Genomic DNA, 21755 nt, shown 5'->3' on the forward strand with positions numbered 1-21755 from the left:
GTATGGACGGAAAAAACCTCTTGGTACTAACCTCCGCCTTTCCAGATAGTGAAAACCGATCAACGGGGGGGATATTTGTAAAAGAACAGATCCAAGAAATTAAAAAATATTTTGACAATATTTACGTTATTTCACGCAATTCAATTTTCTCGAAATATTTCGACCAAAATAATTTTTCAAACTATTCTTTTGAAAATGTGAACGTGTATTACATGGATTCATATAATTTCCCAATTCCATATCTGCCCCATATTTTGCGAGGTTTCTGGCTCAACATCGAGTCGAAACAGTTATTGAAGGTGATCAGATCAAAAAAAATTCATTTTGATCTGATTCATGCACATTATACATGGTATTGCGGAAGCATAGCAGTAAGACTTAAAAATAAATTCCATGTCCCGGTTGTTATTACAGAACATACTTCGAATTCAATGAACCAGGCAATAAAAAATAATGATGCTGTATGGATCAAAACATGGGAAGATGCCGATCATATAATTAGAGTAAAATCATCCGATATTGCACAAATTGAAGGGGTTGGAATTCCCAAACACAAAATATCATATATTCCAAATGGATATACCCAATATAAGTTTTATCCAAGGGATCTGAAAAATTGCAGAAAACTTTTGGGCTTACCACTGGACAAAAAAATATTGCTATATGTAGGTAATTTTTACGATCCGGTAAAAGGACATGTCCATCTAGTCAATGCTACCAAAGAATTGTTGCGTGTTAGAAAAGATTTTATTGTCATTTTTATTGGAACAGGAAAATTAAAAAAAGATATTGAAGATTATGTTACCCATACAAACCTCTCTTCTTACATTATGATGCCCAGTGGAAGACCCCATGACGAAATTGGACTCTGGATGAACGCCTGCGATCTATTTGTATTACCAAGCCTCTCAGAAAGTTTCGGAATTGTTCAAATTGAAGCTTTGGCTTGTGGAAAGCCTATAGTAGCAACCAAAAACGGGGGGAGCGAGGAGATACTCATAGCGGATGAGTATGGTTTCCTTGTCGAGCCTGCAAACCCGAGAGATCTAGCAGATAAAATCTTGAAGGCACTGGATAAACAGTGGGATCAAGAAATAATCCTCCATTATGCAGAGCAATTTACATGGGAAAAAATTGCAAAGGAAATAATGGATGTATATTCCAAAATCTTAGATACTGAAGGTTATGTAAAATAGAAGATAAGGTTTAACCCTATTCTTTCCAAAAAGATCCCTGTGCTCCCTGCCTACCGTTTCACCCGCCTCATGGATATCGATCCTATTCGAAGGCAGAGTTTCATCAGTCTCACCTCCACTCTCGGGCTCACCGCTGTTGGCTTCGTTGCAACGATGTATTTCGCCCATATCTTGGGGTCGTCAATGTACGGTGTGTACGCACTCTTCCTCGCCTACTATGGCATTTTCAGTTTAATCGGTGATGGTGGCTTTGGTGGGGCGGCAGTCAAACGGATATCAGAGGGAAACGAGAGAAACGCCTACTTTACTGCCTTTATATTCCTCAGGGTCGCCCTCCTCGCTGTCTCGGTAGTAGTGGTTATTGCTCTCTCCGACTACCTCAGTAGAGAAGGGACCACCAGCATGGTCCCATGGCTCCTCTTCGCTCTCGTAGCAGGTATCTTCTATGGTGTTTCAGTGAACGGCACCTACGGCGAAGGAATGGTCGGTGTGAGCCAGACCTCCAATCTTTTTAATAATATCTTTAAAGTCCTCCTCCAGATCCTCGCTGTTTACCTCGGCTACAGTACCGCCGGACTGGTAGGGGGATTCATCTCGGGCATGATCGTCGGGGGGTTCTTCTGTCTCCGTTATATTCACCTCGATCTAGCCAGATTCACCGTCGCACACCTCAAAAAACTCTTCACCTTCTCTATCTGGATCTTTCTTTCTACCAGCGGCGCCCTTGTTTTCTCGTACGCCGACACAATCCTCCTCGGCTACTTCATGTCCACCGCAGACGTCGGCGTTTACCGCATCGCCTTCCAGTTCACCGCTGCCGCCACCTTCACGACCACTGCTCTCCGGACCACCCTCTACCCAAAGATCAGCCGCTGGCACGCCGACAACTCCCTCGAGCGCATCAACCTTTCACTCGCCCGCGCCGTCACCTACTCCCTCCTCCTCGCCGTCCCGGTCGCCGTCGGCGGCTGGATCCTGGGCGACCGCCTCCTTTACTTCTTCTACGGCGCAGGCTTTGCCGCGGGCGCCCCGGCCCTCGCCATCCTCCTGCTGGTGCAGATCGTCAACGTCTTCATGTACCTCCAGACGATGTGCCTCAACGCCATCGACCGCCCCAGAGAGTCCTTCTACGCCACCGGCACGGCGGCGGTCGTGAACATCCTCCTCGACCTCGCCCTCATCCCCATCCTCGGGATCGTCGGGGCGGCGGTCGCCACGCTGATCACGATGCTTGTCAACGTGGCGATCGCCCGCCACTATCTCGCACGACAGATCCCGGTGCAGATCGAACGCGGGCCCGTTCTCCACATCCTCCTTGCCGCGGGGGCGATGGCCCTCGTCGTCCTCGCATACCGCCTCGCCATTCCCCTCTCGAACATCTTCTTGGTCCTGGGTGCCGTCGCTCTCGGGGGGATCGTCTATGGCTTCGTGCTGCTGAAGGCCGACACCGGGCTCCACGACGAGATCAGGGCCCTTGTAGTGCAGCTCGGGGCACCCTGGCCGCGGTGGCTGTGACTACCCAAGAACAGATCTCAAAAAATTATTGCAATTAAATAAAACTCAAGTTTGCCATTTGGTGTCTGGAGGTGCTTCATCCCTAAAAATATCCAAAATAGCCAGAATTGAATTTGACAGTTGAGTTAAATTTGTAGGTAAAATGCACGCATTACGATCAGAATGCCATTTCTGTCTGAATTTTAAGGCCAGAATGAGGAGATTTCGGGAGATCTTTTTCCAGAGACTTGGAACTGTCAAATTCTATTCCGCCACAATCTGAGAAATTTGAGTGGGGTGGCAAACATAGGATAAAAAACAAAAATATTCAGGCCGTTTCACGCGGCTCGCAGGGAGCGCTTTTATCCATAAGAAGATCTCTCAACCGCTCCCGACCCGAGGGCTCGGGGATATCTCTTCCTTCCTGCCGGGCGACCGTCATCCAGAGCTCGATGGCGACCTTCACCTCCTCCAGCGCCTCCTCTTCGGTCGCACCGAATGCGGAACACCCGGGAAGCTCAGGGACGACGGCGATAAATCCCTCGTCCTCATCGCTGTAGAAGATCTCGATTGCGTATTTATATGGCATCGTCATCCTCCGTCAATTTATAGTTCTCAACGATCTTAAGAAGTTGCCTGACCTGATAGGGTTTTGCTCTCCCATCCACATCCTGAAAATTCAGGATCTCCCTGACTTCCCGACAGTTAAGCGCATAGCCCCAACTTCTTAAGGATCATCCTCTGCCTCCGCGAGATCTCCGTCACCATAATCTCGCCATTGGCGAGCTTGATCTTCTTGATCTTGGCCAGTTCCAGCAGCATCCCCTCAAGCGTATAGTCCTCCATCAGCCCCGTCTCCGTCATCCATTTCAGCAACCGCATCCTCAGGATCAGGCTGATGAAGGTCACGAACAGAAATCCCTTCATCGAAGACTCATTTTTCGCGTTGAGGGGCATCACCTGAATATCCTGTTTCAACGTTCGGAAGGCCTTTTCCACCGCGTCGCGCTCCCGGTACACCGTGAGGCACTCCTGCCAGTCGAGCGAACTGTGGGCGAGGATGATCTGTTTTCCCATCCTGTTCACCCTCTGCGAGACCGCATTCTTCCGGATCTCAACCTGGAACCGGTTTTCAACCACCTGCCATGAAAAGTAGTTCGCCATCTTTCCTGCCCGCTCCTTGAATACTTCCTCCGGTCTGCGCCACCCAGGGATCCGACTTGATTCAAGTTTCGCTTTGAGGTCATGCAGGCGGATGTAGAACAGGTTGCGTTCCGTCTGCTCCCGTTTCAGATCGTAATAGCAGAATCCAGAGACAGGAATGTCCTGAATCGTCAGGGTAACGGGTTTTACGAAGATCGGATCCTGCTGGTACATCTGCAGGTACTGCGGGCTTTCCAGATCCCGTTGCGCTTCTGTCAGCACTTCCTTCACCTGTTTGAGGGTGAGCGGTGCCGGGATAACAAAGGATATCTCTTCCTGAAGGAGTTCCTCCAGGTTTCCCTGGCTGAAAAACCCTCGATCGAGGACCAGGGTATAATTATGGATGCCATGCGCACTGAGCCTGTGGACGGTGTTCTTCAGCGTGACGACATCGACGATGCTGGCGGGATAGATATCGTACATGACCGGAATCGCATGCTCGGTGTCGAAGATGAGCGAGAAGTTGATCTGCGGCAGATCGAGGCCGTCCCGATTATAGCCGTGTTCGAGGAGTGGGATGAGCTGGGAGTAACTGGACAGGCTGGTGATGTCGTAGATCAGGGTTGAGTCGGTACCGATACTCCTCAGGAGAGACGTCATGAATGCGTCGGGGACGCCGCTTTCACCGATCTCAAAGAGAAGTTCGCTGATCCGCTGGCTGGAAAGGGGAAGATCGGGATTGGTCAGGAAGAGGGAGGTATCTTCGTACCACGAAGCGACCAGGTGCATGGCCATCGGCCGCACGACCCGGTTCATGGAGAGCGCTAAAATGACGTTTGTTTCGAGCTCGCTTGTCAATGGTGAGAGGTAATCGTCCAGGTGAAGATCCTCGATGATTGCCAGGAGAGGCAGAAACGGGCCGTGAGAATAGGCGTTTGTGGGAACGGAGGCGATGGATGTACTGAGGGTTTCTGTCCGTACTTTGACGGGTTTTCCGTCGATGTTTTTTCCGAGATATCGGGATTTGTGCCGGATCTGCTTTGTTTCGGGGTCGTAGTAGGGGGTGTCTTCGTACCAGTATTCCTTCCCTTTGATACGTTTGATCCGGACGAGGGGTTTCGTGTGCTTATTGGATAAGCGCATTATGAATATTAATACCTTGCGATTGGTTTGGGGAATGCTGAATTCGTGAGTTAAAATGCAATTATGCTGTGCTTAAAAAACGGGAACTCAGGGATCTCTCTCACCCCTTCTCGAGTATACACACGGTGACTGCCCTTCCCTCCCCTCAGGCGAAAACCAAAGGCTTCTGCTGCCTGACAAAGATCCTCATAACGGATATTTTTCGGATTGCCCTTCAACAGTTCATATGCCTTTTTCAGTTTCATGCCAATCAAGGACCAGCGCAACACGCTCATCCATCTCCCAGAGTAGGATCCGTATTGCGGCCCTCCTGAGGAACGCGGTCAACTCATCACCCTCTCGCCGATATAATCATACAACCGGTGTTTGAAGTCGTCAAACTCCCGGATCGTCTCCAGGGCAATGTCATAAAGGAAGCGCTCATCAGGGCAGTAGAGCACACGCCCTTTCAGGACGTCCATCCTGATGTACAGGGGTAGTTGCTCAAAAATTTGGACGTCGTAGCGGTCGCTGTAGAGTTCGGATAGCGCACGGAACCTGAATGCCGACGAATCCTCCGGTGGAGAATTATAGTAGATGCAGAGGTCGACATCCGAGTCGGCCATCGCCCGCCCCTCTGCATAGGAACCGTAGAGGATGATGAATCTAACGCGGTCGAACCCCTCGATCGCGGAGAGCCGCGAGAGGATCCAGTCTCGCTCCTGTATGGACAGAACACCCTCCTCAGACGGCATCATCGCACCTCCTCATCCCACATCTCTCTTCTGCCTTCATATACCTTCGCGGCTGCCGGCCGACGGCGAAAATGGGCTATTCTCTCCAGAGCGGTTCGAAAAAACTGTAGAACAGTCCCAGGCACAACCGGAATCGTTAATATTCCAGGGACTGAATGGAGTGCATGGCCGGAACGGTCGAGACGATCCCTGAGACCTGGAAGGTACGGCGGATCCTTGAGATTCTCAGGCAGGCAAAGCCCGATCTACAGAGAAAATATGGCGTCAGAGAGATCGGCGTCTTCGGGTCCTATTCCAGAAACGAGCAGGTCGAAGGGAGCGATGTGGATATCCTGGTCGATCTTGCAGATCCTATCGGATGGGATGTCGTGGACCTGCGGGACGACCTGGAACATCTTCTTGGTCTTAAGGTCGATCTGGTCCTGAAAGGAGGGGTCAGCCGGCGCAGAAATCTGATGAGATCCATTTTCCGGGACGTCGTCTATGTCCAGGCGTGAAATCACCTTCTTTCTTGACGATATTCTGGAGGGCATCGGCGCCATTGAGGACTATATCAGCGGTCTCTCCCAGGAGTAATTCGCCGGCGATCGAAAGACCTTCGATGCCGTGGTCAGGAACCTTGAGGTGATCGGCGAGGCCTGCAGCAATATCCCCGACACGCTCAGGGAGCAGTATGCCCAGATCCCCTGGAGAAAAATTGTCGGCCTCAGGAATGTGGTCATTCACCATTACTTCGGTGTCGACCCTGAGACGGTCTGGTTCATCATCACCAGGCAACTCCCTGAACTGAGAGATCAGATCGAGAAGATGCGTCTCACTCTTAAGCCTCCGGAGAATGAGTGATACGCCGGAGATACAGATGCCTTCCCGGATTTCTGTCATCCAGATGACCCTCCGCCTCCCCCCATCGCAAACCCTCATCTCCTCCCCCTTCCCAACATCCTCAACATGAAGATCCTCACCGTCGTCGGGGCCCGCCCGCAATTCATCAAGTGCGCACCCGTCTCCAGGGAACTCAGAAAAGAGCACGAGGAGGTCCTCGTCCACACCGGCCAGCACTATGATAGGGAGATGTCAGACCTCTTCTTCGAGGAACTCGGGATCCCGAAACCGGATTACAACCTCGGCATCGGTTCTGCCACCCACGCACATCAGACCGGAGAGATGCTCGCCGGGATCGAGGATCTGATCCTGGAGGAAAAGCCGGACCTCCTCCTTGTCTACGGCGACACAAACTCCACCCTCGCAGGCGCCCTGGCGGCGGCAAAGGTCCATGTGCCCGTCGCCCATGTCGAGGCCGGCCTGCGGAGCTTCGACCGCCGAATGCCAGAGGAGGTGAACCGGGTGCTCACCGACCACTGCTCAGACCTCCTCCTCTGCCCGACAGAGACCGCGATGGAGAACCTGCGAAAGGAGGGGATCACGAGGGGCGTCCACCTCACCGGCGACGTGATGGTCGACGCCCTCCTCGGGCATGCGGAGGTGGCAAAGACCTCTCCGATCCTCGCCGAACTCGGGCTTGAGAGAGGCCAGTACCGCCTCGCCACCGTCCACCGGGCCGAGAACACCGATGATCCGGCAAAACTCGCCGCCATCATGGGGGCACTCGGCGACCTCGGCGACGTCGTCCTCCCCTGCCACCCGCGGACCGAGAAGATGCTCAAAAATACAGGCCTCTACGAAGAGGCAAACAGGAGGATCCGACTCATCCCCCCGGTCGGCTACCTGGAGATGCTCGCCCTGGAAAGCAGTGCACACCAGATCCTCACCGACTCCGGCGGTGTCCAGAAGGAGGCCTATGTCCTCGGCGTCCCGTGCATCACCCTCCGGGAGACGACCGAGTGGGTCGAGACCGTGCAGGACAGCTGGAACATGCTCGTGGGGAGCGATCATGAGGCAATAGTGCGGGCCGCCAGGACATTCTCGCCCAAGAGGGAGCGGTCGGACGTCTTCGGGAAGGGGGAGGCGGCGAGGGCGATCGCAGTGATCATCGGGGAGAAGACAGAGTGATGGGATAGACACCGGGTGACCCCGCCGAGGATAATGATTATATCCATAATAATTATATCCATAATCACTATGCGCTTCTACGGCAGGACGGCAGAACTCGGGCTGATGGAACGCCTCTATACCGCTGCACCCTCTTTCCTGGTCGTCACCGGAAGACGGCGAATCGGGAAGACCGAACTGATCAGGGAGTTCTGCAGGGACAAAACGGCCCTCTATTTCTATGTAGATGCAAACAAAAGCATCGAAGCCCTGATCGAGGAATTCGGACAACTGATGACAAAAACCCTCGACCTGCCCGGCTACATCAGGACCGATACCCCTGAAGCCTTTCTCGAATTTCTCTTCTCCTACGAACGCCCCCTGGTTGTCGTCTTCGACGAGTTCCAGCGCTTCCAGAAGGTCCACCCCTCGTTCATCTCGCAGATGCAGCGGTTCTGGGATCTCAAAGGCCGGGAGTCAAACCTCTTTCTCATCGTCTCGGGTTCGTCGGTCGGTATGATCAGAAAGATCTTCCTTGACGGCGATGCACCCCTCTTCAGGCGGGCCGACAATATCCTCACGCTCCGCCCCTTCGAGCCGCGAGACTGTCTCGCCATTCTCAAAGACCTCGGGGTGGAGGAGCCGGCGGCGCAGCTCGAACTCTATCTCCTCTTTGGCGGGACGATCTACTACTACACCTTCCTGGAGAAGTACGGCTGTACCGATCTGTCCAGCGCTCTTGACCGCCTCGTCCTCAACGACCTCGCCCCCCTCAGGCGTGAGATGAGCGAGGTCATGATCGAGGAGTTCGGGCGCGAGCATGCAACCTATTACGAGATTCTCGCTGCCATCGCAGAGGGAAAGATGGCCCAGAAGGAGATCGCCGATTTCACCGGTCGTGCACCGACCTCCCTCCCGCCGTACCTGCGGGAACTTGTCGACCTCCTCGGGATCCTCGAGTATCGCGTCCCGGTCACCGAGGATAGGCACCGGTCGAAAATGGGGCATTACATCTTTTCTGACAACTTCTTCCGGTTCTATGCCCGCTATATCTACCGGAACATGAGCCTGTACGAGGGAGGGCGTTATGAACTCCTGAAGGACCGGATCCTCTCTGAATGGAAGGACTTTACGGGCCGGGCCTTCGAAGAGATGGTGCGGGCCCTCCTGGTGCGGGAGACAGAAACACAGTATGAACAGGCCGGTGCCTGGTGGAACAGGCGCGGAGACGAGATCGACTTCCTGGCCCTGGGCCCTCAGAGAGACCTTGCGGTGGAGATCAAGAACCGAAACCTGACCTTCTCAGAGGCGCTGGGCATCCTCTCCGCCCTCGAAAAGAAGATCCCGCGGGTAAAGGGACTCTCAGGGCCGGTGGAGCTGGGGATTGTCGCCCGCACGATCCAGGGAAAGGAGTCGCTGAGGGAGGAGGACTTCTCTGCGTGGGACCTTGCCGACCTCGGGATCTGCCCGGTGAGAGAATGAACGCAGAAGGGATATCTGCACATGATCCCCATCTCAACTGAGAGTGATGAAGAAAGAGAGGGAAACAGAAGCGGAGGCATGGCCCCATATGGTCGGGCCGCTTACAGAGCACCCGGCAGTCCTTGCCGTCATGCTCTTCGGCTCGACCGCAACCGGACACCGGAGGCCGTTTTCCGACATCGATCTTTGCATCTTCGCATCCCACCCCCTCCGGAGAGATGAAAAAGAGGAACTCCTCAGCAACAGTGCACCGGGATATGATCTCTCCCTTCCGGGACCTGCCACTCAGCAATGTACCGTGTGTTCAGGGGCGGAAAGGTGCTTTTCTGCCGTGATGAGATGCAATTGCAGAGGCTGAAGGGGCGGACCATCAGCAGATATCTCGATTATTCCCGCATACTCAGGCGCTGTTGTGAGCGGATGATGGGGGAGTGCAGTGTACGACCGTGAGCGGATCGCGGTTATCCTTGCGGATATCAGAGTCTATTGCACCGACCTGCACCAGAACGGCAGATGATCCAAAAACCGATTATGCCGTCTCAATTGGTCCTCTTCTCCCTGCTCAGCCATGTGATCGACCTCGGGAGATAGTGATTGAGGCAGGCCTCGGGACACCTGCCACATATATCATATTGTATTCAGCAGGTGAACGCGGCACTCCGCTGACTTCATCGCTCCACATCTCGAATATGCCGGTCCGTCTCCTTCACCAGATCCTCCCGCCCCTCGATCCGGGCCACCTCCCGTATCACCTCGAGCACATGGACCGAGTCCTCGAGAAACGAGAGGATGTCGGCAGGGAAGAGATCGATCCCGTACTCCTCCAGCATCGCCTCGGCGATCTGCCGGTGATCGAGTCCGGTCTCGCGATATTCAAGGATGGTGACGGCAAACTTCCGTTCTGGACACCCGCAGTTCGGGCTGTCCTTGCAGGCGCACACCAGAAAATCCCGGTGGATATTGAGGAGGTGCTCGCGCAGATGGGCATCGAGGGAGCGGTGACCCATCGCCGGTGCAACAGCCTCCAGAAAAGCGGTATTGAAGACCCGGTCCGGGAGGCGGACTCCAATCGCACGTTCAACCTTGCGTGATGCGCGGAACCGGGCCTTATCTGCGATCACGATGCGTCACCGGGTTCTTCGTCGAACTTCTTGAGGGACTTGACCGCCTCTGACATCGTCTCGATCTCGGCAAGCCACTCATCGAAGATCGTCGGTTCGTCCTTCGTCTTCAGCCAGGTGGCGCTGAACTTCCCGCCGTCGATGATCTGGGCGCCGATCTTCGCCGCCATCATCAGCGCCTCCTCCGGGTTCTCCTCGGCGATCTTTCGCCCGTCCTTCACCAGCGCCTTGGCATCACCCTCATACTCTTCCTGGAGGAAGGCGCGGCACGAGGCGAAGAGGGGCAGGAGTGAGAGCTGCATCCCGCCGACGATGCCGCAGAGGTCGTCGTCTTCGGGGAGGTCGGCCATCACGATGCCCTCGACAACCCCGATCTTCTCGATCGCCTCATCCTTTGAAAACCGCTCGTTCTGGTAGAGTTTGACGATCTTCAGCACCGAGATGGTGATGTCCTCAACAAAACTCTGGAGCATCCTGAACCCCTCGGGCATCTCCTCCGCATCGGCATCGCCCTCGAAGTCCGCCTCCCTGAGGGTTGAGAGCCAGTTATTCCAGCGTTCATCGCTGTAAAATATATAGAATAACTTCATCGGCTCCTGCTCTTTCGCGCTTTTTTTCGCCATTACCATAGTGGTGGAATACCCCGAATTAAAGAATTTTCTATACAGGAACGGCGCGGTTCAGGGTTATTTCAAGGTATTCCCTGCGCAAGCGCTTTATCTGATCGGGCAAAACAGGTGCACATGAAGTTTGCAGTTTCTACCGACGGCGAGGGGGGCCCGGATGCGGTTGTAGCCACCGATTTCGGACGGGGCGATACCTTCACCATCGTCGAGGCCGAGGGGACGGAGATAAGAAGTGTCCGGGTGGTTGATAACGATGGGCGGCGGATCGCACAGGGTGCCGGCATCGCCGCCGCCGATCAGGTGATCCTGGAAGGGGTCGACGCCGTCGTCGCCGGTCACTTCGGCCCGCATGCCGAGGAGATCTTCGGGGAGGAGGGGATCGTGATCGTGTATATGCCGAGGGTGACGGTCCGCGAGGCGGTGGAACGCTACCACACCGCCGTTCAGGGGACATGAACGGCGATCCCGTCCCAATCTTCATCAGATCGGAGCGCCATATACAACGGCATGCGCCGGGAATGCCTGCAGCGTCTTCTCCGTGAGCACGGCCGAATCGTCGTTGCCCTCTCAGGCGGAACGGACAGCGCCGTCCTGCTGGCGGCAGCAGTGAAAAGCGGGATAGAGGTGGCCGCCGTCAGTGTGGACACGGGACTCGCTCCTGCAGGTGAGATGGAGGCGGCGGCGAGAACGGCAGAGGCGCTCGGCGTCGAACACACCATTATCCCGATCGATATGCTCGCAGAGGAAGCGGTCAGGACCAATGCACCGGAGCGGTGCTATGTCTGTAAACGACGGATGATGGAGGCGATCGTGGAGCATGCGCACCGTAATGGGTGTGCCGCCGTTGCCGACGGCACCCATGCCGACGACGATCCGGCGGATCGCCCCGGTGTGCGGGCCCTCCACGACCTCGGGGTGATCAGCCCGTTTGCACGGTGCGGGATCGGGAAGGCGGAGATCTGTGCACTCGCCCGCGAATGGTCGATGCCAGTCCGCCCCTCCTCCTCCTGCCTTGTCACCCGCCTGCCGTTCGGTACGACGGTGACGCCCGCCATCCTCCGGCGGATCGACCGTGCGGAGGCAGTGCTCCGTGAGGCGATACCGGGCAGGGTCCGCGTCCGCCCCGAGGGGGGACTCGCACGGATCGAGGTGCCGGCAGGATATGAGGAGACGGCGCAGGCACTCATCCCACGGATCATTGAAATCGGTTTTGAGGATGCAACGGTGGAGGGACAATGATGGGGACGGCGGTGGTCCGGTTCGGCGAACTTTTTCTCAAGAGCGAGGCCGTGAAACGCTTCTATATGCGCACACTCGAACAGAACCTGGACTATGCGCTTTCGGCGGCCGGATGCGAACATACAATCGAGGTCCACCGCGACCGCATCCTGTTGCATGGCCCGGACCCCGAAAGAATCGCGCAGGCGGCGGCAAGAACCTTCGGGGCGATCGATGTCGCCGTCTGCACGCATACCGGGACCTCCATACCCGAGATGGGGGAGGCAGCGCTCGAACGGGCGCGCCGCCACCTGCATGCCGGTATGACCTTCGCTGTCCGCGCCCGCCGGGAGGGGGTGGAGGGGTATACCAGCCAGCAGATCGGGGCCGAAGTTGGGAGCGTGATCTATGAGGCGATCCCGGGGCTCTCCGTCGACCTCACCCATCCGGACTATGAGGTGTTTGTCGAGGCGCGGCCCTTCGGGGCGCTCATCTACGACGAGCGCATACCCGCGCCCGGGGGTCTGCCCTTCGGGACACAGGACCGCGTGCTCTCCCTCCTCTCGGCCGGCATCGATTCGCCGGTTGCCACATGGATGATGATGCGGCGGGGCTGCCGGATCACCCATCTCACCATGGACGGCGGGCGCTGGCAGGGGAAGGACGTGCGGGATGCCGTGATCCGCCATCATGCCACCCTCTCCTCGTGGTGTCCGGGCCACCCCCTCGACCTGATCGTGGCGGATATGGAACCCTTCTTCGATGCGATGACCGCCGCCGCGGTGCCCCGCTACCGCTGCCTCCTCTGCAAGCGTTTCATGTTCAGGATGGCAGAGGCCGTCGCCCGGCAGGAGGGGGCGCTCGCCATCGTCACCGGCGACAACCTGGGGCAGGTCGCCTCCCAGACCCTCCAGAACATGGCGGTGATCGAATCGGCCGCCACCATGCCGGTGCTCCGCCCCCTCCTCACCTCCGAGAAGAACGAGGCGATCGAGATCGCCCGGCGGATCGGCACCTTCGATGAGAACGCCGGGGACCTCTCGTGCGCCGCCGTCCCGAGGCGTCCGGCGACACAGGCAGACCTCGACGCCGTCCTTGAGAGCGAGGGGCGCATCGATATGGACGGGATCATCGACGGTGCGCTCGGTTCGCTCCGGCGCATCAGGGCAAAAAATGGCCGGATAGTCGATCCAGACAACTAAAAAAGTTTATTCTGCAGGTGAGACGGACAACCCGTTCTCCTCTGCGATCTCGAGATAGGCGGCGGCGACATACTCCGCCTGCGCACGGGTGATCCCGTAGGTGTTGAACTTCCAGACCTTCGTCGCCCCGGGGATCACGCCGACGATCCCCTTCTTCTTGAGGGCACTGGAGAGGAAAAAGCCGCGCTTTTTATGGGTCTCTGCAACCCGGTCAAAGGAACGGCTCGTGTCCACACGGGTGAGGGTGTGGCGGCGGGGCATCTCCGAGCGGACCGCCGTCCCCTCGATGGACGTGAGGGCATCGATGACGATCCGGCTCTTTTCGATCTCCTCGTCCCAGCGTTTCACCCGTTCCTGCACATGCGGGAAGGAGGCCATCATCCCCATGAGGGTCACGCCCATCAGGGTGCACCCCATCATTTCCACCTCCTTGATCCCGAAGGTCCGCCCGGTGAGGTCACCCTTCACCTGCGTCGTCCTGAAGACCTCCTCGGCGCGCTCAGACGTTGTGGCAAGCATACCCGAGGGGGCGGGCGCGGCCATGCTCTTGTGCCCGGAACCGATAACAAAATCCACTCCAAGGCTCTTGCCGTCCACGGGCATGATCCCGACCGTATAGGCGCCGTTGAGCAGCACGGGCACGTCGTAGTCGTGGGCGACCCGCGCGATCTCCCGCACCTCATGGATGTTGCCGAACTGGTAGTCGACGTGATCGATGAAGAGCAGCACCGGAGGACGCCCGAAGGTGCGGGTTACCTCTTCGATCCGCTCGGCCGCCGCATCGGCCCGGATGATGTTCTGAGCGTCCTTCGGGATCTCGTGCGGGATGCCGCCGGCATTCTCGACGGCGATGAACTCGGTGTAGTGGGAGAGGGCGGTGAGCATCACCGGATCGCCCTTCCCCACATAGGTGCCGGCGACCGCCTGGAAACCCCGGCGCGCCCCCGGAACCACCCGCGCCTGGTCCATGCCGACAAAGGCGGCGAGGTCCTCGTGGAACTCTGCGATGGGCGGTTTGTTTATATAATCCAGCCTGAACGGTTTTCCGCAGTTGTCGCAGACCGAGTAGCCGTCCCCATAGGAGATGACCGCCTTCATCGCATCAGCGGTCAGGCGCCCGCCCGCCTGGATGGGATCGATGTTGATGTTCATCTCTTCGACATCACGGAGATCGATTCCCCCGGTGCACTTCATCGCAGCACCTCCTGTTCAAGAATTCCGATCTGTTTCTTCAATTTTTCAATTGTTTTTGCGGCCTTCGCCCGCCGCTCTTCTGCGAGTTCATGAGATGGCGCCGTTTCCCGCATCATGACCCGCAGATCGGTGAGAAGAAAGAGCGCCTGAAAGATCGCCTCCACTGCCCGCTGTGTCACAGAATCACCACCCTCATATTGTGCCCCCTCAATAGATAGTGGTGACGCTTCCCCGGCGTTCAGTTTCAGGACGCACGGAGCATTCCTTTATACCATCGGCCAGATGAGGAGTAACTAAATGAAATGTGTCCATATCGCCGATACGCACCTTGGCCTCTCGGCCTTCAATAAACTGGACCCGGAGAGCGGGATGAACCTCCGGGAACGACTGGTGTACGACAATTTTCTGGCGGCGACCCGGCGGATCCTCGAGGAGCGCCCGGACGCGATCGTCCATGCCGGCGACCTCTTCCACATGGTGAAGCCCAAGACCCGCGCCTATACGACCGTGCTTGCGGCCCTCGACCTGATCAGGGATGCGGGCGTCCCCCTCATCCTCATCGCCGGCAACCACTCGATGACAAAGACCCGCTATACCCAGTCCCCATTTGCGGTCCTCGAATACCATGGGGCCGAGGTCCACGCCGCCTACCGCTACCGCTATGAGATGGTCGAGTGCGGCGACACCCGCTTCCACCTCATCCCGAACATGCTCGATCCAGCCGGATACCGGCACGCCTTCGATGACATCAGGATCGATCCCTCCAGCCAGAATGTGCTCGTCACCCATGGTCTTGCCTCCATGCTGAAGGACCACCGCCTCAACACCGTTGCCGAGCACGAGATCGATGCGGCGATGATCTCCGATGCCTTCGACTACATCGCCCTGGGTCATTACCACGGGCAGGTGCAGGTGGCGCCCAACGCCTGGTACAGCGGGTCCATCGAGCACTGCACCTACGGCGAGATCGATGACACGAAGGGCGGTCTTGTCGTCGATACCGTCAGCGGAAGGGCGGAGCATCTCTCCCTCCCGAAGACGCCGATGCTCAATCTTGGCACCATCTCCTGCGAAGGGATGTCCGCCATGGAGGCGGCAGAGAGCGTCGCGAAGCGACTGGAGGGGATCACGGCAGAGCATGCGATGGCCCAGATCACCCTGAAGGGGCTGAACAGGGAGATGCAACGACAGATCGCACGGAGCGGCATGAGAGAGTCCACCCGTGCCCTCCTCGATCTCAGGATCCGGGTCGAGTCTGTTGAGGAGGAGCGCACCCGTTTCGCGGGAGATGACCTCCGCCGGATCGATTTTGCAGAGGAGTTCAGGCGGTTTGTACAGGAGAAACATCTCCCCGCCGGTATCGAGGAGTATGCCCTGAAAAAAGGTTTCGAGACCCTGACACTGGCAATGCAGCGGCAGACGGAGGCGGACGATGCTTCTGAATAGGCTTGTCCTCCAAAACTTCAAGCGCTACCGGCAGACCGAGATCCGTTTTGCCGACGGGATCACCGGCATCGTCGGGAACAACGGGGCAGGGAAGAGCACCATCATCGAGGCGGTATTTTTCGCCCTCTTCGGGCTGCAGGGGGGACCGAATTCGGCATATATCGTCTCATCATTTGCCGGTCCGAAGGAACGGTGCGAGGTCAGACTCGATTTTGCAGTCGGGGGGACCGAGTACACCGTCAGGCGCACCTACCGGCGGACGGTGTCGTCCACCCAGCACGACGCCGAACTCTTTATGGACGGGCGGCAGCTAGCCGACGGCGTTTCGGCGGTCGGGACAGAGGTACGGCGGCTGCTGGGCATGAGTCCGGCAGATTTCAGGCATACGGTGTTTGCGGCACAGAAGGATCTCCTCTCCCTCCTCGACACCCAGCCCGGGCGGCGGAAGGAATGGTTCATGCGCGTCCTCGGGATCGACCGGATCAGGGACGAGAGTCTTGCCATCCTGAAGGAGGAGAGCGATCGGCTTGAAGGCGACCTCGATCAGATCGGCGGGCGACTGGCGGAGATCGACGAGGAGGCAACAGGCAGGGCGCTGGAGGGGGCGACAGAGACGATCCGGACCCTGACGGCGGCGACGTGCGAGAGGGAGGAGGAATGCACCCGCCTGACTGATCAACAGGCAGGGCGCGCCGACGAGATCGCCGCACATGAGGGGCGAGAGCGCGAGTATCTCCGGCTTGGAGAGCAGGCGAAGGCCGCACAAAAGGAGATCTCCGATCTTCAGGATGAGTGCCAGAGGCTTGCCGCAGAGATCGACGGATGTGCCGCCCTTGTTGCCGAGTGCGAGGATCTGGAGCGCCGAATACCGGACTATCGACAGACAATTACTGATTACTCTGACTACGAAGAGCGCCACAGGAAAAACGAGCGCTGCCGCGACCATATGGAGGTGCTCGATACCGAGGCCTCCGGTCTGCGCACCAGAATCACCAGGATCGATACCGCCCTCCAGGACATCGACAGGGATACAGCCCGGTGCACCGCCCTGCTGCCATCGGTGGAACGGCGAGACGAGGTGACGGTCGCCCTTGCAGAGGCGCGGAAAAAGGAGCAGCGTTTCCGCGATGCACAGGCCCGGACCGCAACCGCTGAGGCACATTTTTCAGAGATCGAACGGGCGATTGCCTCACTCGAAGCAGAGATCACACACCTCAGGGAAAAATTCGAGGAGTGCACAGCCCTTGAGGCCGAGTGTGCAGACGTCGAATCGGTATCAGCAGAAGCGGAACGACTGGAGAGGGCCCGAACCCATGTACAGGAGATCGAACGCCTCAGGTCTGCGATCGCAGAGGAGGAACGGGAATGCGGCCGCCTCCGGAGCGGTATCGATTCTCTCAGGACGGCGATCAAAAAATGCGGCGATCCTGAGGAGGAGATCCAGACGGCCGAGTCCGCCGTGCGCAGGGTATCAGAGGAGATAATCCGGGCGGAATCGGAACGGACCGGTCTCCAGAAAAAACGGCAGGAACTCCTCGAATGGAGGGAAGAGATCCGGAGGCTGGGACCGGATTCACCCTGCCCCACCTGCACCCGCCCCCTCCATGACCACCACGCAACCCTCCTTGAGGATTCAGAAACAGAGGCGGCGGCACTGGCCTCATCGATAAAGGACCTGGATACGGCCATCATCGGATGGAAAACAGAAGAGGCAGAACTCCGAAAACGGACCGCAGAAATCAAAGACTCTGCCCGGGAAGTTGCTGAGATGGAGCGCCGCATCGCCGCCATGGAGGCGGAGGCCACGACCAGGGGCACACACATACAGTCCTGCCGGACAACCATTCTCTCTGCAGAAGAGGCGCTTGCAAACCTGGGGTGCCGCGAGTATGATCCGGCGCACCACCGTGCGGTGCAGGAGCGGCGCGACGCCCTCCGGGAGGTGAAGATACGGTATGAACGCCTCACCGGCGAGTGCGCCGCCCTCCCTCAGAAAGAAACAGAAAGGGAACGGTTGTACACCGCAGCAGAAGGCGCCATCTGGGAGATCGATCGCACCCGCCGGGAGCAGGAGACGATCCGATACGATCCTGGCGAGATCGCACGGTTCGAGGACGAATTGAACGCCCTCGATGTGGATGTGAAGGAATTCCTGGCCGCGGAGGCACGGTGCGCCCAACGGCCCGGACTTGAGGCTGAACGGAACACCCTCTCGGGACAGTTGCTCAAAACTGAAAAACACCTTCAGGCGCTCTCTGCAGAGATTGAAGCACTCGGATATGATAGGGAGCGGTTTGAGGCGCTCAGGAGCGCTGCTGAAGCCTCCCGCTCCCGTATCGAACGCTATCAGGAGCTCAGGATTGCGACTGGCCATTTGCCCTCGCTCCGACAGCGTCAGGCGCATGCCGGTGCCGAACTCAGCGCCGCCGCGGAGCGTTTCTGCGAATGTGAAAAGAGACAGGCGGCACTCGGTTTTGATCCCCTCATACTTTCCGCCCTGCGGGAAGAAGCAAAGGACGCCGACCGGAGGATCACCGCCCTGCGGGAGGAGATCGCCGGACGGCGGCGGGACATCTCGCACTGGCAGGAGAAGAAAACAGGATATGAGGAAAAAATAGAGCGTGCGGCAGCCCTCCACAGCAAAAAGACCGAGATCGGTGCAGAACGCGAGCGCCTCAAGCTCACCCGCACTCTGATCTCCGAGTATGCCGCCTATCTCCTGGGCGTGGTGCGGGGGCACCTGGAGGGAGTGGTCGGCGACGTGCTCTCCGAGATCACCGACGGGCGCTACGATTCCGTCCTCATCGACGACGACTTCACCCCCCTCATCAATGATATGGGCGCGGATTATCCTGCCGACCGTTTTTCCGGCGGAGAACAGGACGATATCGCCATTGCACTGCGGATTGCCCTCTCCCGCTACCTCTCCGAGGTGCGGGGCGCCCGCGACCCCACCGTCCTCATCTTCGACGAGATCTTCGGGAGTCAGGACGAGGAAAGAAGGGCGAACCTGATCCGAGCACTGCGGACACAGGAGGCGCATTTCCCCCAGATACTTCTGATCTCCCATATCGGCGAGGTGCAGGAGGAGTTCGAGACAACGCTCCGCGTTGAGGCGGGCCCCGGTCAACAGAGCCGGGTGGAGTGCGTCGAATGATCCCCCCCGAGCAGTCTGATCTCTCGGCGATCATGAGCTGGATGGAACGGATCCGCCCATCCGACCTGGCACAGCGGTTTGCACGAGAGGGTGGGTTTGATGCAGAATCCTTCCAGCCGTGCCTCCCCGGATTTGCCGGGCATATCTCGGCTGTCGACGGAAGCAATGCCATGGTGCTCGAGAGCGGGAGTTTCTCCGTCGCCGCCGTGAGGGCGGTCGAGACCACCTTCCATCTGGGAGCACGTGTCCATGCCGGCGAGACACCCCTTCGGCTCGTCCGTATCGGCCCGGAGAAGACGAACGAAGGGTATGAAGATCTCTATTTCGAGTGTTTTGGTGACGACCCCCTCGAACCTCTTGAAAATGAGGACCGATCCCGCGCCGCCGCCGTCCTCAGGGACACCCTCGAGTACTGGACGCTCTCCCGCGTGGCGGCGATCCTGGGGGAGGGTGACGTGCTGCTCATCGACGGCACCCTGCGGGTGAACCACGGGGCGCTCAGGCAGGTGATGAAACGGATCCTCACGGACGCACGGAGGAAGGGCGTGCATATCGCCGCGGTGACAAAGGCCGCCACCTCGACATGGGGGGACGGCATCCCGATCGTCCAGTCGGCAGAGGCGCTGGCGCGGGAGAGCGGGATCCATGGCCCCTGGTACCTGGAGATCCCTCCCCACCTCCTCGATGCCGTCCACCACCGGGAGTGGCACTTCGAGTCGGTCTATGTCGCATCCCTCCACCGCTGCTCACCGCGGGCCTTCAAAGTGGACCTGCCCGAGGGATGCGGGACGACGGAGGTATCAGCCGTCTTCTCCGCCCTCTCCGCCTATGCCGACGACGGCAGGGTGACGGGATATCCCTATCCCCTCTTCGATGCCCACCGCCTCGCAGCCATCACCGCCGATCAGACCGAGTCCGTCAGGCAGGAACTCAGGGGGCGGATGGCCGGGATGGGGATGCAGGAATCCGACTATACCTCATATTTTGGTGATTACCATGATGAATTTGCACGCTATTGATACCCGGGACAGCGCAAAATACCGGCTTATCGGCAGGAGCGTCCTTGCCTACCGCTTCATTGTTCCCCATGACGAACTCCTCTGCATCGGCGATCTGGTCCGGATCAGTGACGATGCAAAGGGTCTGACATTCTTTGCAAAGGTCACCGACCTTGTGCACGACTGCAATTTTTCTGATCCCAACTGGGACACCCGGCCCTATACAAACCGGTTCTACACCATCGGAGAGGACGTATTCCTCGGCGTCGAGGCGGTCCCCCTCGGCTACCTTGACGGCGAGAGCGCCTTCAGGAAACCCAAGACGATCCCGGCCAAGTTCTCGGCGGTGTCGGTCGCCACCGCGGAGGATCTCGCATTTCTGCGAGAGATGATGGGGGAGATCGAAGTCGGGGTGATGAAGACCGGGCAGGGCGTGCTCGAGGGGGTGCCGGTGGGACTCCATGCCCGGGTGATGGCCCAGCATATGGGGGTGTTTGCAACGACCGGCATGGGCAAGAGCAACTTCATGAAGGTCTTCTGCGCCTCCTGCATGAAAGAGAAGAAATTCGGTCTTCTCATCGTCGACCCGCACGGCGAATACGCCACTGGAGGGCGTTCATCCACCATGGAGGCCACAAAGGGTCTGGTCCACAATACTGCAGGACGGGACGGGCTTTCGGTCTTCACCATCGATGATGCAAAGATCAGGACCTACACCTTCTCGCGGCTCAGGCTTGAATACGACGATGTACGGGCATCTGACCTCAACCTGCTCTTCGACCACTCCGACGCCCAGCGCGACGTGCTCGAGATCCTTGAAGACGTGGGGGGATCGGCCCTTATCGACTTCTTCAGCAACGTCGACTTCGACACCTTTGATCCCGATAAACCTGCCACCTACCCGGAGGAGGAGGGGGGGAGGGCAATCGCGGAACGCCTGCGCGGTTTCCACCCGGGCAGCCTGAAGGTGATCGCCCGGCACGTCCGGATCCTCACCGGGACGAACGCCGCCTTCCTGAAGCCGTCAGGATCTGCCCTGAGCGAGATCGTGCGGGCCCTCGACGAGAACCGGGTGGTGCTCATCGATATACCAAAGATGGGCGAGCGCAGCGAACTCTTCGTGCTCTCGGTGATCACCCGCGGCATCCTGGGGCGGCACCGTGAATGGGGGGTGAACCGGGAAGAAGAGCCCCCACAGGTGCTCATCGCCATCGAGGAGGCCCAGCGCGTCCTCGGTGCGGGTGGGCGGCGGACACAGATCTTCAGGGAGGCGGCAATGGAGGGGCGAAAGTTCGGTGTGGGTCTCTGCGTGATCACCCAGCAGCCGAAGAACATCGACGCCCGTGTGCTCGCCCAGATCAACACCTTTGTGGTGATGGGACTCGGCGACAGGGGCGACCGCGACATCATCGGGAGCAGCGCAAAACAGGATCTTTCCAGGATGGATACCGAAATTCAGACCCTTGACACCGGCGAGGCGGTGATCTCCACGCTGCGGATCCCCTTCCCGGTGAGCACCCGCATTCACCTCTTCGATGACTATATCGAGCGATTGAACCGGGAGGCGAAATCTCCGATGGACGAAGGGCTGAAACGAGGCTTTGAGTGAGAA

The 21755-nt window shown here is 58.1% G+C and carries 21 protein-coding genes and 1 pseudogene; 14 read left to right on the plus strand and 8 right to left on the minus strand.

Annotated elements, in window-relative coordinates:
* Positions 1–2: 2 nt before the first annotated feature.
* Positions 3–1196: a glycosyltransferase gene (locus CUJ86_RS09500; RefSeq protein ID WP_130647323.1), complete on the plus strand. Its 1194-nt coding sequence runs from the start codon at positions 3–5 to the stop codon at positions 1194–1196.
* 39 nt (positions 1197–1235) lie between these two features.
* The gene (locus CUJ86_RS09505) at positions 1236–2711 is read left to right on the plus strand and encodes a flippase (RefSeq protein ID WP_235855631.1); all 1476 of its coding nucleotides are present in this window, start codon (positions 1236–1238) and stop codon (positions 2709–2711) included.
* 307 nt (positions 2712–3018) lie between these two features.
* On the opposite strand, the gene CUJ86_RS09510 is transcribed toward CUJ86_RS09505, so the two are convergent.
* From CUJ86_RS09510 to CUJ86_RS09525, 4 genes are all read right to left on the minus strand, one after another.
* Positions 3019–3279, minus strand: coding sequence for a type II toxin-antitoxin system HicB family antitoxin (locus CUJ86_RS09510; protein ID WP_130647324.1), 261 nt, complete (start codon positions 3277–3279; stop codon positions 3019–3021).
* Positions 3280–3395: 116 nt separating this feature from the next.
* The gene (locus CUJ86_RS09515) at positions 3396–4976 is read right to left on the minus strand and encodes an IS1634 family transposase (RefSeq protein WP_130647325.1); all 1581 of its coding nucleotides are present in this window, start codon (positions 4974–4976) and stop codon (positions 3396–3398) included.
* 50 nt (positions 4977–5026) lie between these two features.
* Entirely contained in the window at positions 5027–5251 is a 225-nt protein-coding gene (locus CUJ86_RS09520) for a type II toxin-antitoxin system HicA family toxin (RefSeq protein ID WP_207231404.1), read from the minus strand.
* 48 nt (positions 5252–5299) lie between these two features.
* Positions 5300–5713, minus strand: coding sequence for a nucleotidyltransferase domain-containing protein (locus tag CUJ86_RS09525; RefSeq protein WP_235855632.1), 414 nt, complete (start codon positions 5711–5713; stop codon positions 5300–5302).
* A gap of 161 nt (positions 5714–5874) precedes the next feature.
* On the opposite strand from CUJ86_RS09525, the gene CUJ86_RS09530 reads away from it, so the two are divergent.
* The 5 genes and pseudogenes from CUJ86_RS09530 to CUJ86_RS12370 all read left to right on the plus strand — a co-directional run bounded on the left by CUJ86_RS09530 (position 5875) and on the right by CUJ86_RS12370 (position 9539).
* Positions 5875–6207 carry a nucleotidyltransferase family protein gene (locus tag CUJ86_RS09530; protein ID WP_235855633.1) on the plus strand — a complete coding sequence of 111 codons (333 nt, stop codon included), beginning with the start codon at positions 5875–5877 and terminating at the stop codon, positions 6205–6207.
* A gap of 91 nt (positions 6208–6298) precedes the next feature.
* Positions 6299–6553 (plus strand): annotated as a pseudogene (locus tag CUJ86_RS09535) (HepT-like ribonuclease domain-containing protein); the annotation flags it as partial.
* A gap of 105 nt (positions 6554–6658) precedes the next feature.
* Entirely contained in the window at positions 6659–7720 is a 1062-nt protein-coding gene (gene wecB / locus CUJ86_RS09540; RefSeq protein WP_130647327.1) for a non-hydrolyzing UDP-N-acetylglucosamine 2-epimerase, read from the plus strand.
* Between the two features lie 69 nt (positions 7721–7789).
* Positions 7790–9181 carry an ATP-binding protein gene (locus tag CUJ86_RS09545; protein WP_207231405.1) on the plus strand — a complete coding sequence of 464 codons (1392 nt, stop codon included), beginning with the start codon at positions 7790–7792 and terminating at the stop codon, positions 9179–9181.
* Between the two features lie 88 nt (positions 9182–9269).
* On the plus strand, positions 9270–9539 hold the full coding sequence (locus CUJ86_RS12370; protein ID WP_394342419.1) for a nucleotidyltransferase domain-containing protein: 270 nt from the start codon (positions 9270–9272) through the stop codon (positions 9537–9539).
* Positions 9540–9849: 310 nt separating this feature from the next.
* On the opposite strand, the gene CUJ86_RS09555 is transcribed toward CUJ86_RS12370, so the two are convergent.
* Positions 9850–10302, minus strand: coding sequence for a DUF5814 domain-containing protein (locus CUJ86_RS09555; RefSeq protein WP_130647330.1), 453 nt, complete (start codon positions 10300–10302; stop codon positions 9850–9852).
* Positions 10299–10925: a DUF2150 family protein gene (locus tag CUJ86_RS09560; RefSeq protein WP_328590968.1), complete on the minus strand. Its 627-nt coding sequence runs from the start codon at positions 10923–10925 to the stop codon at positions 10299–10301. The genes CUJ86_RS09555 and CUJ86_RS09560 overlap by 4 nt, the downstream gene beginning before the upstream one ends.
* A gap of 120 nt (positions 10926–11045) precedes the next feature.
* On the opposite strand from CUJ86_RS09560, the gene CUJ86_RS09565 reads away from it, so the two are divergent.
* The 3 genes from CUJ86_RS09565 to thiI are packed head-to-tail and all read left to right on the plus strand — an operon-like array spanning position 11046 to position 13348.
* The gene (locus tag CUJ86_RS09565; RefSeq protein WP_130647332.1) at positions 11046–11384 is read left to right on the plus strand and encodes a NifB/NifX family molybdenum-iron cluster-binding protein; all 339 of its coding nucleotides are present in this window, start codon (positions 11046–11048) and stop codon (positions 11382–11384) included.
* 51 nt (positions 11385–11435) lie between these two features.
* Complete coding sequence (gene larE, locus CUJ86_RS09570; RefSeq protein ID WP_130647333.1) at positions 11436–12167, plus strand: ATP-dependent sacrificial sulfur transferase LarE; 732 nt, start codon at positions 11436–11438, stop codon at positions 12165–12167.
* On the plus strand, positions 12164–13348 hold the full coding sequence (thiI, locus tag CUJ86_RS09575) for a tRNA uracil 4-sulfurtransferase ThiI (protein ID WP_235855635.1): 1185 nt from the start codon (positions 12164–12166) through the stop codon (positions 13346–13348). The genes larE and thiI overlap by 4 nt, the downstream gene beginning before the upstream one ends.
* 6 nt (positions 13349–13354) lie before the next feature.
* On the opposite strand, the gene pscS is transcribed toward thiI, so the two are convergent.
* Positions 13355–14542 (minus strand): O-phospho-L-seryl-tRNA:Cys-tRNA synthase, encoded by a 1188-nt coding sequence (gene pscS / locus CUJ86_RS09580; RefSeq protein WP_130647334.1) that lies wholly within the window; start codon positions 14540–14542, stop codon positions 13355–13357.
* On the minus strand, positions 14539–14721 hold the full coding sequence (locus tag CUJ86_RS09585) for a hypothetical protein (RefSeq protein WP_130647335.1): 183 nt from the start codon (positions 14719–14721) through the stop codon (positions 14539–14541). Before CUJ86_RS09585 ends, pscS begins: the two co-directional genes overlap by 4 nt.
* A gap of 118 nt (positions 14722–14839) precedes the next feature.
* Here CUJ86_RS09585 and CUJ86_RS09590 point away from each other — a divergent pair, with 118 nt between their 5' ends.
* From CUJ86_RS09590 to CUJ86_RS09605, 4 genes are read left to right on the plus strand one after another with little or no spacing between them, the layout of a single operon-like run.
* A complete protein-coding gene (locus CUJ86_RS09590; RefSeq protein WP_130647336.1) occupies positions 14840–15988 on the plus strand; it encodes a metallophosphoesterase family protein in 1149 nt (382 codons plus the stop codon).
* Positions 15975–19145 (plus strand): AAA family ATPase, encoded by a 3171-nt coding sequence (locus CUJ86_RS09595; protein ID WP_130647337.1) that lies wholly within the window; start codon positions 15975–15977, stop codon positions 19143–19145. The genes CUJ86_RS09590 and CUJ86_RS09595 overlap by 14 nt, the downstream gene beginning before the upstream one ends.
* Complete coding sequence (locus tag CUJ86_RS09600) at positions 19142–20164, plus strand: DNA double-strand break repair nuclease NurA (protein WP_130647338.1); 1023 nt, start codon at positions 19142–19144, stop codon at positions 20162–20164. The genes CUJ86_RS09595 and CUJ86_RS09600 overlap by 4 nt, the downstream gene beginning before the upstream one ends.
* Positions 20142–21752, plus strand: a complete 1611-nt coding sequence (locus CUJ86_RS09605) for an ATP-binding protein (protein WP_130647339.1) — start codon at positions 20142–20144, stop codon at positions 21750–21752. Before CUJ86_RS09600 ends, CUJ86_RS09605 begins: the two co-directional genes overlap by 23 nt.
* Positions 21753–21755 lie beyond the last annotated feature (3 nt).

Source organism: Methanofollis fontis (genome assembly GCF_004297185.1).
In the GTDB taxonomy this organism is placed as follows: domain Archaea; phylum Halobacteriota; class Methanomicrobia; order Methanomicrobiales; family Methanofollaceae; genus Methanofollis; species Methanofollis fontis.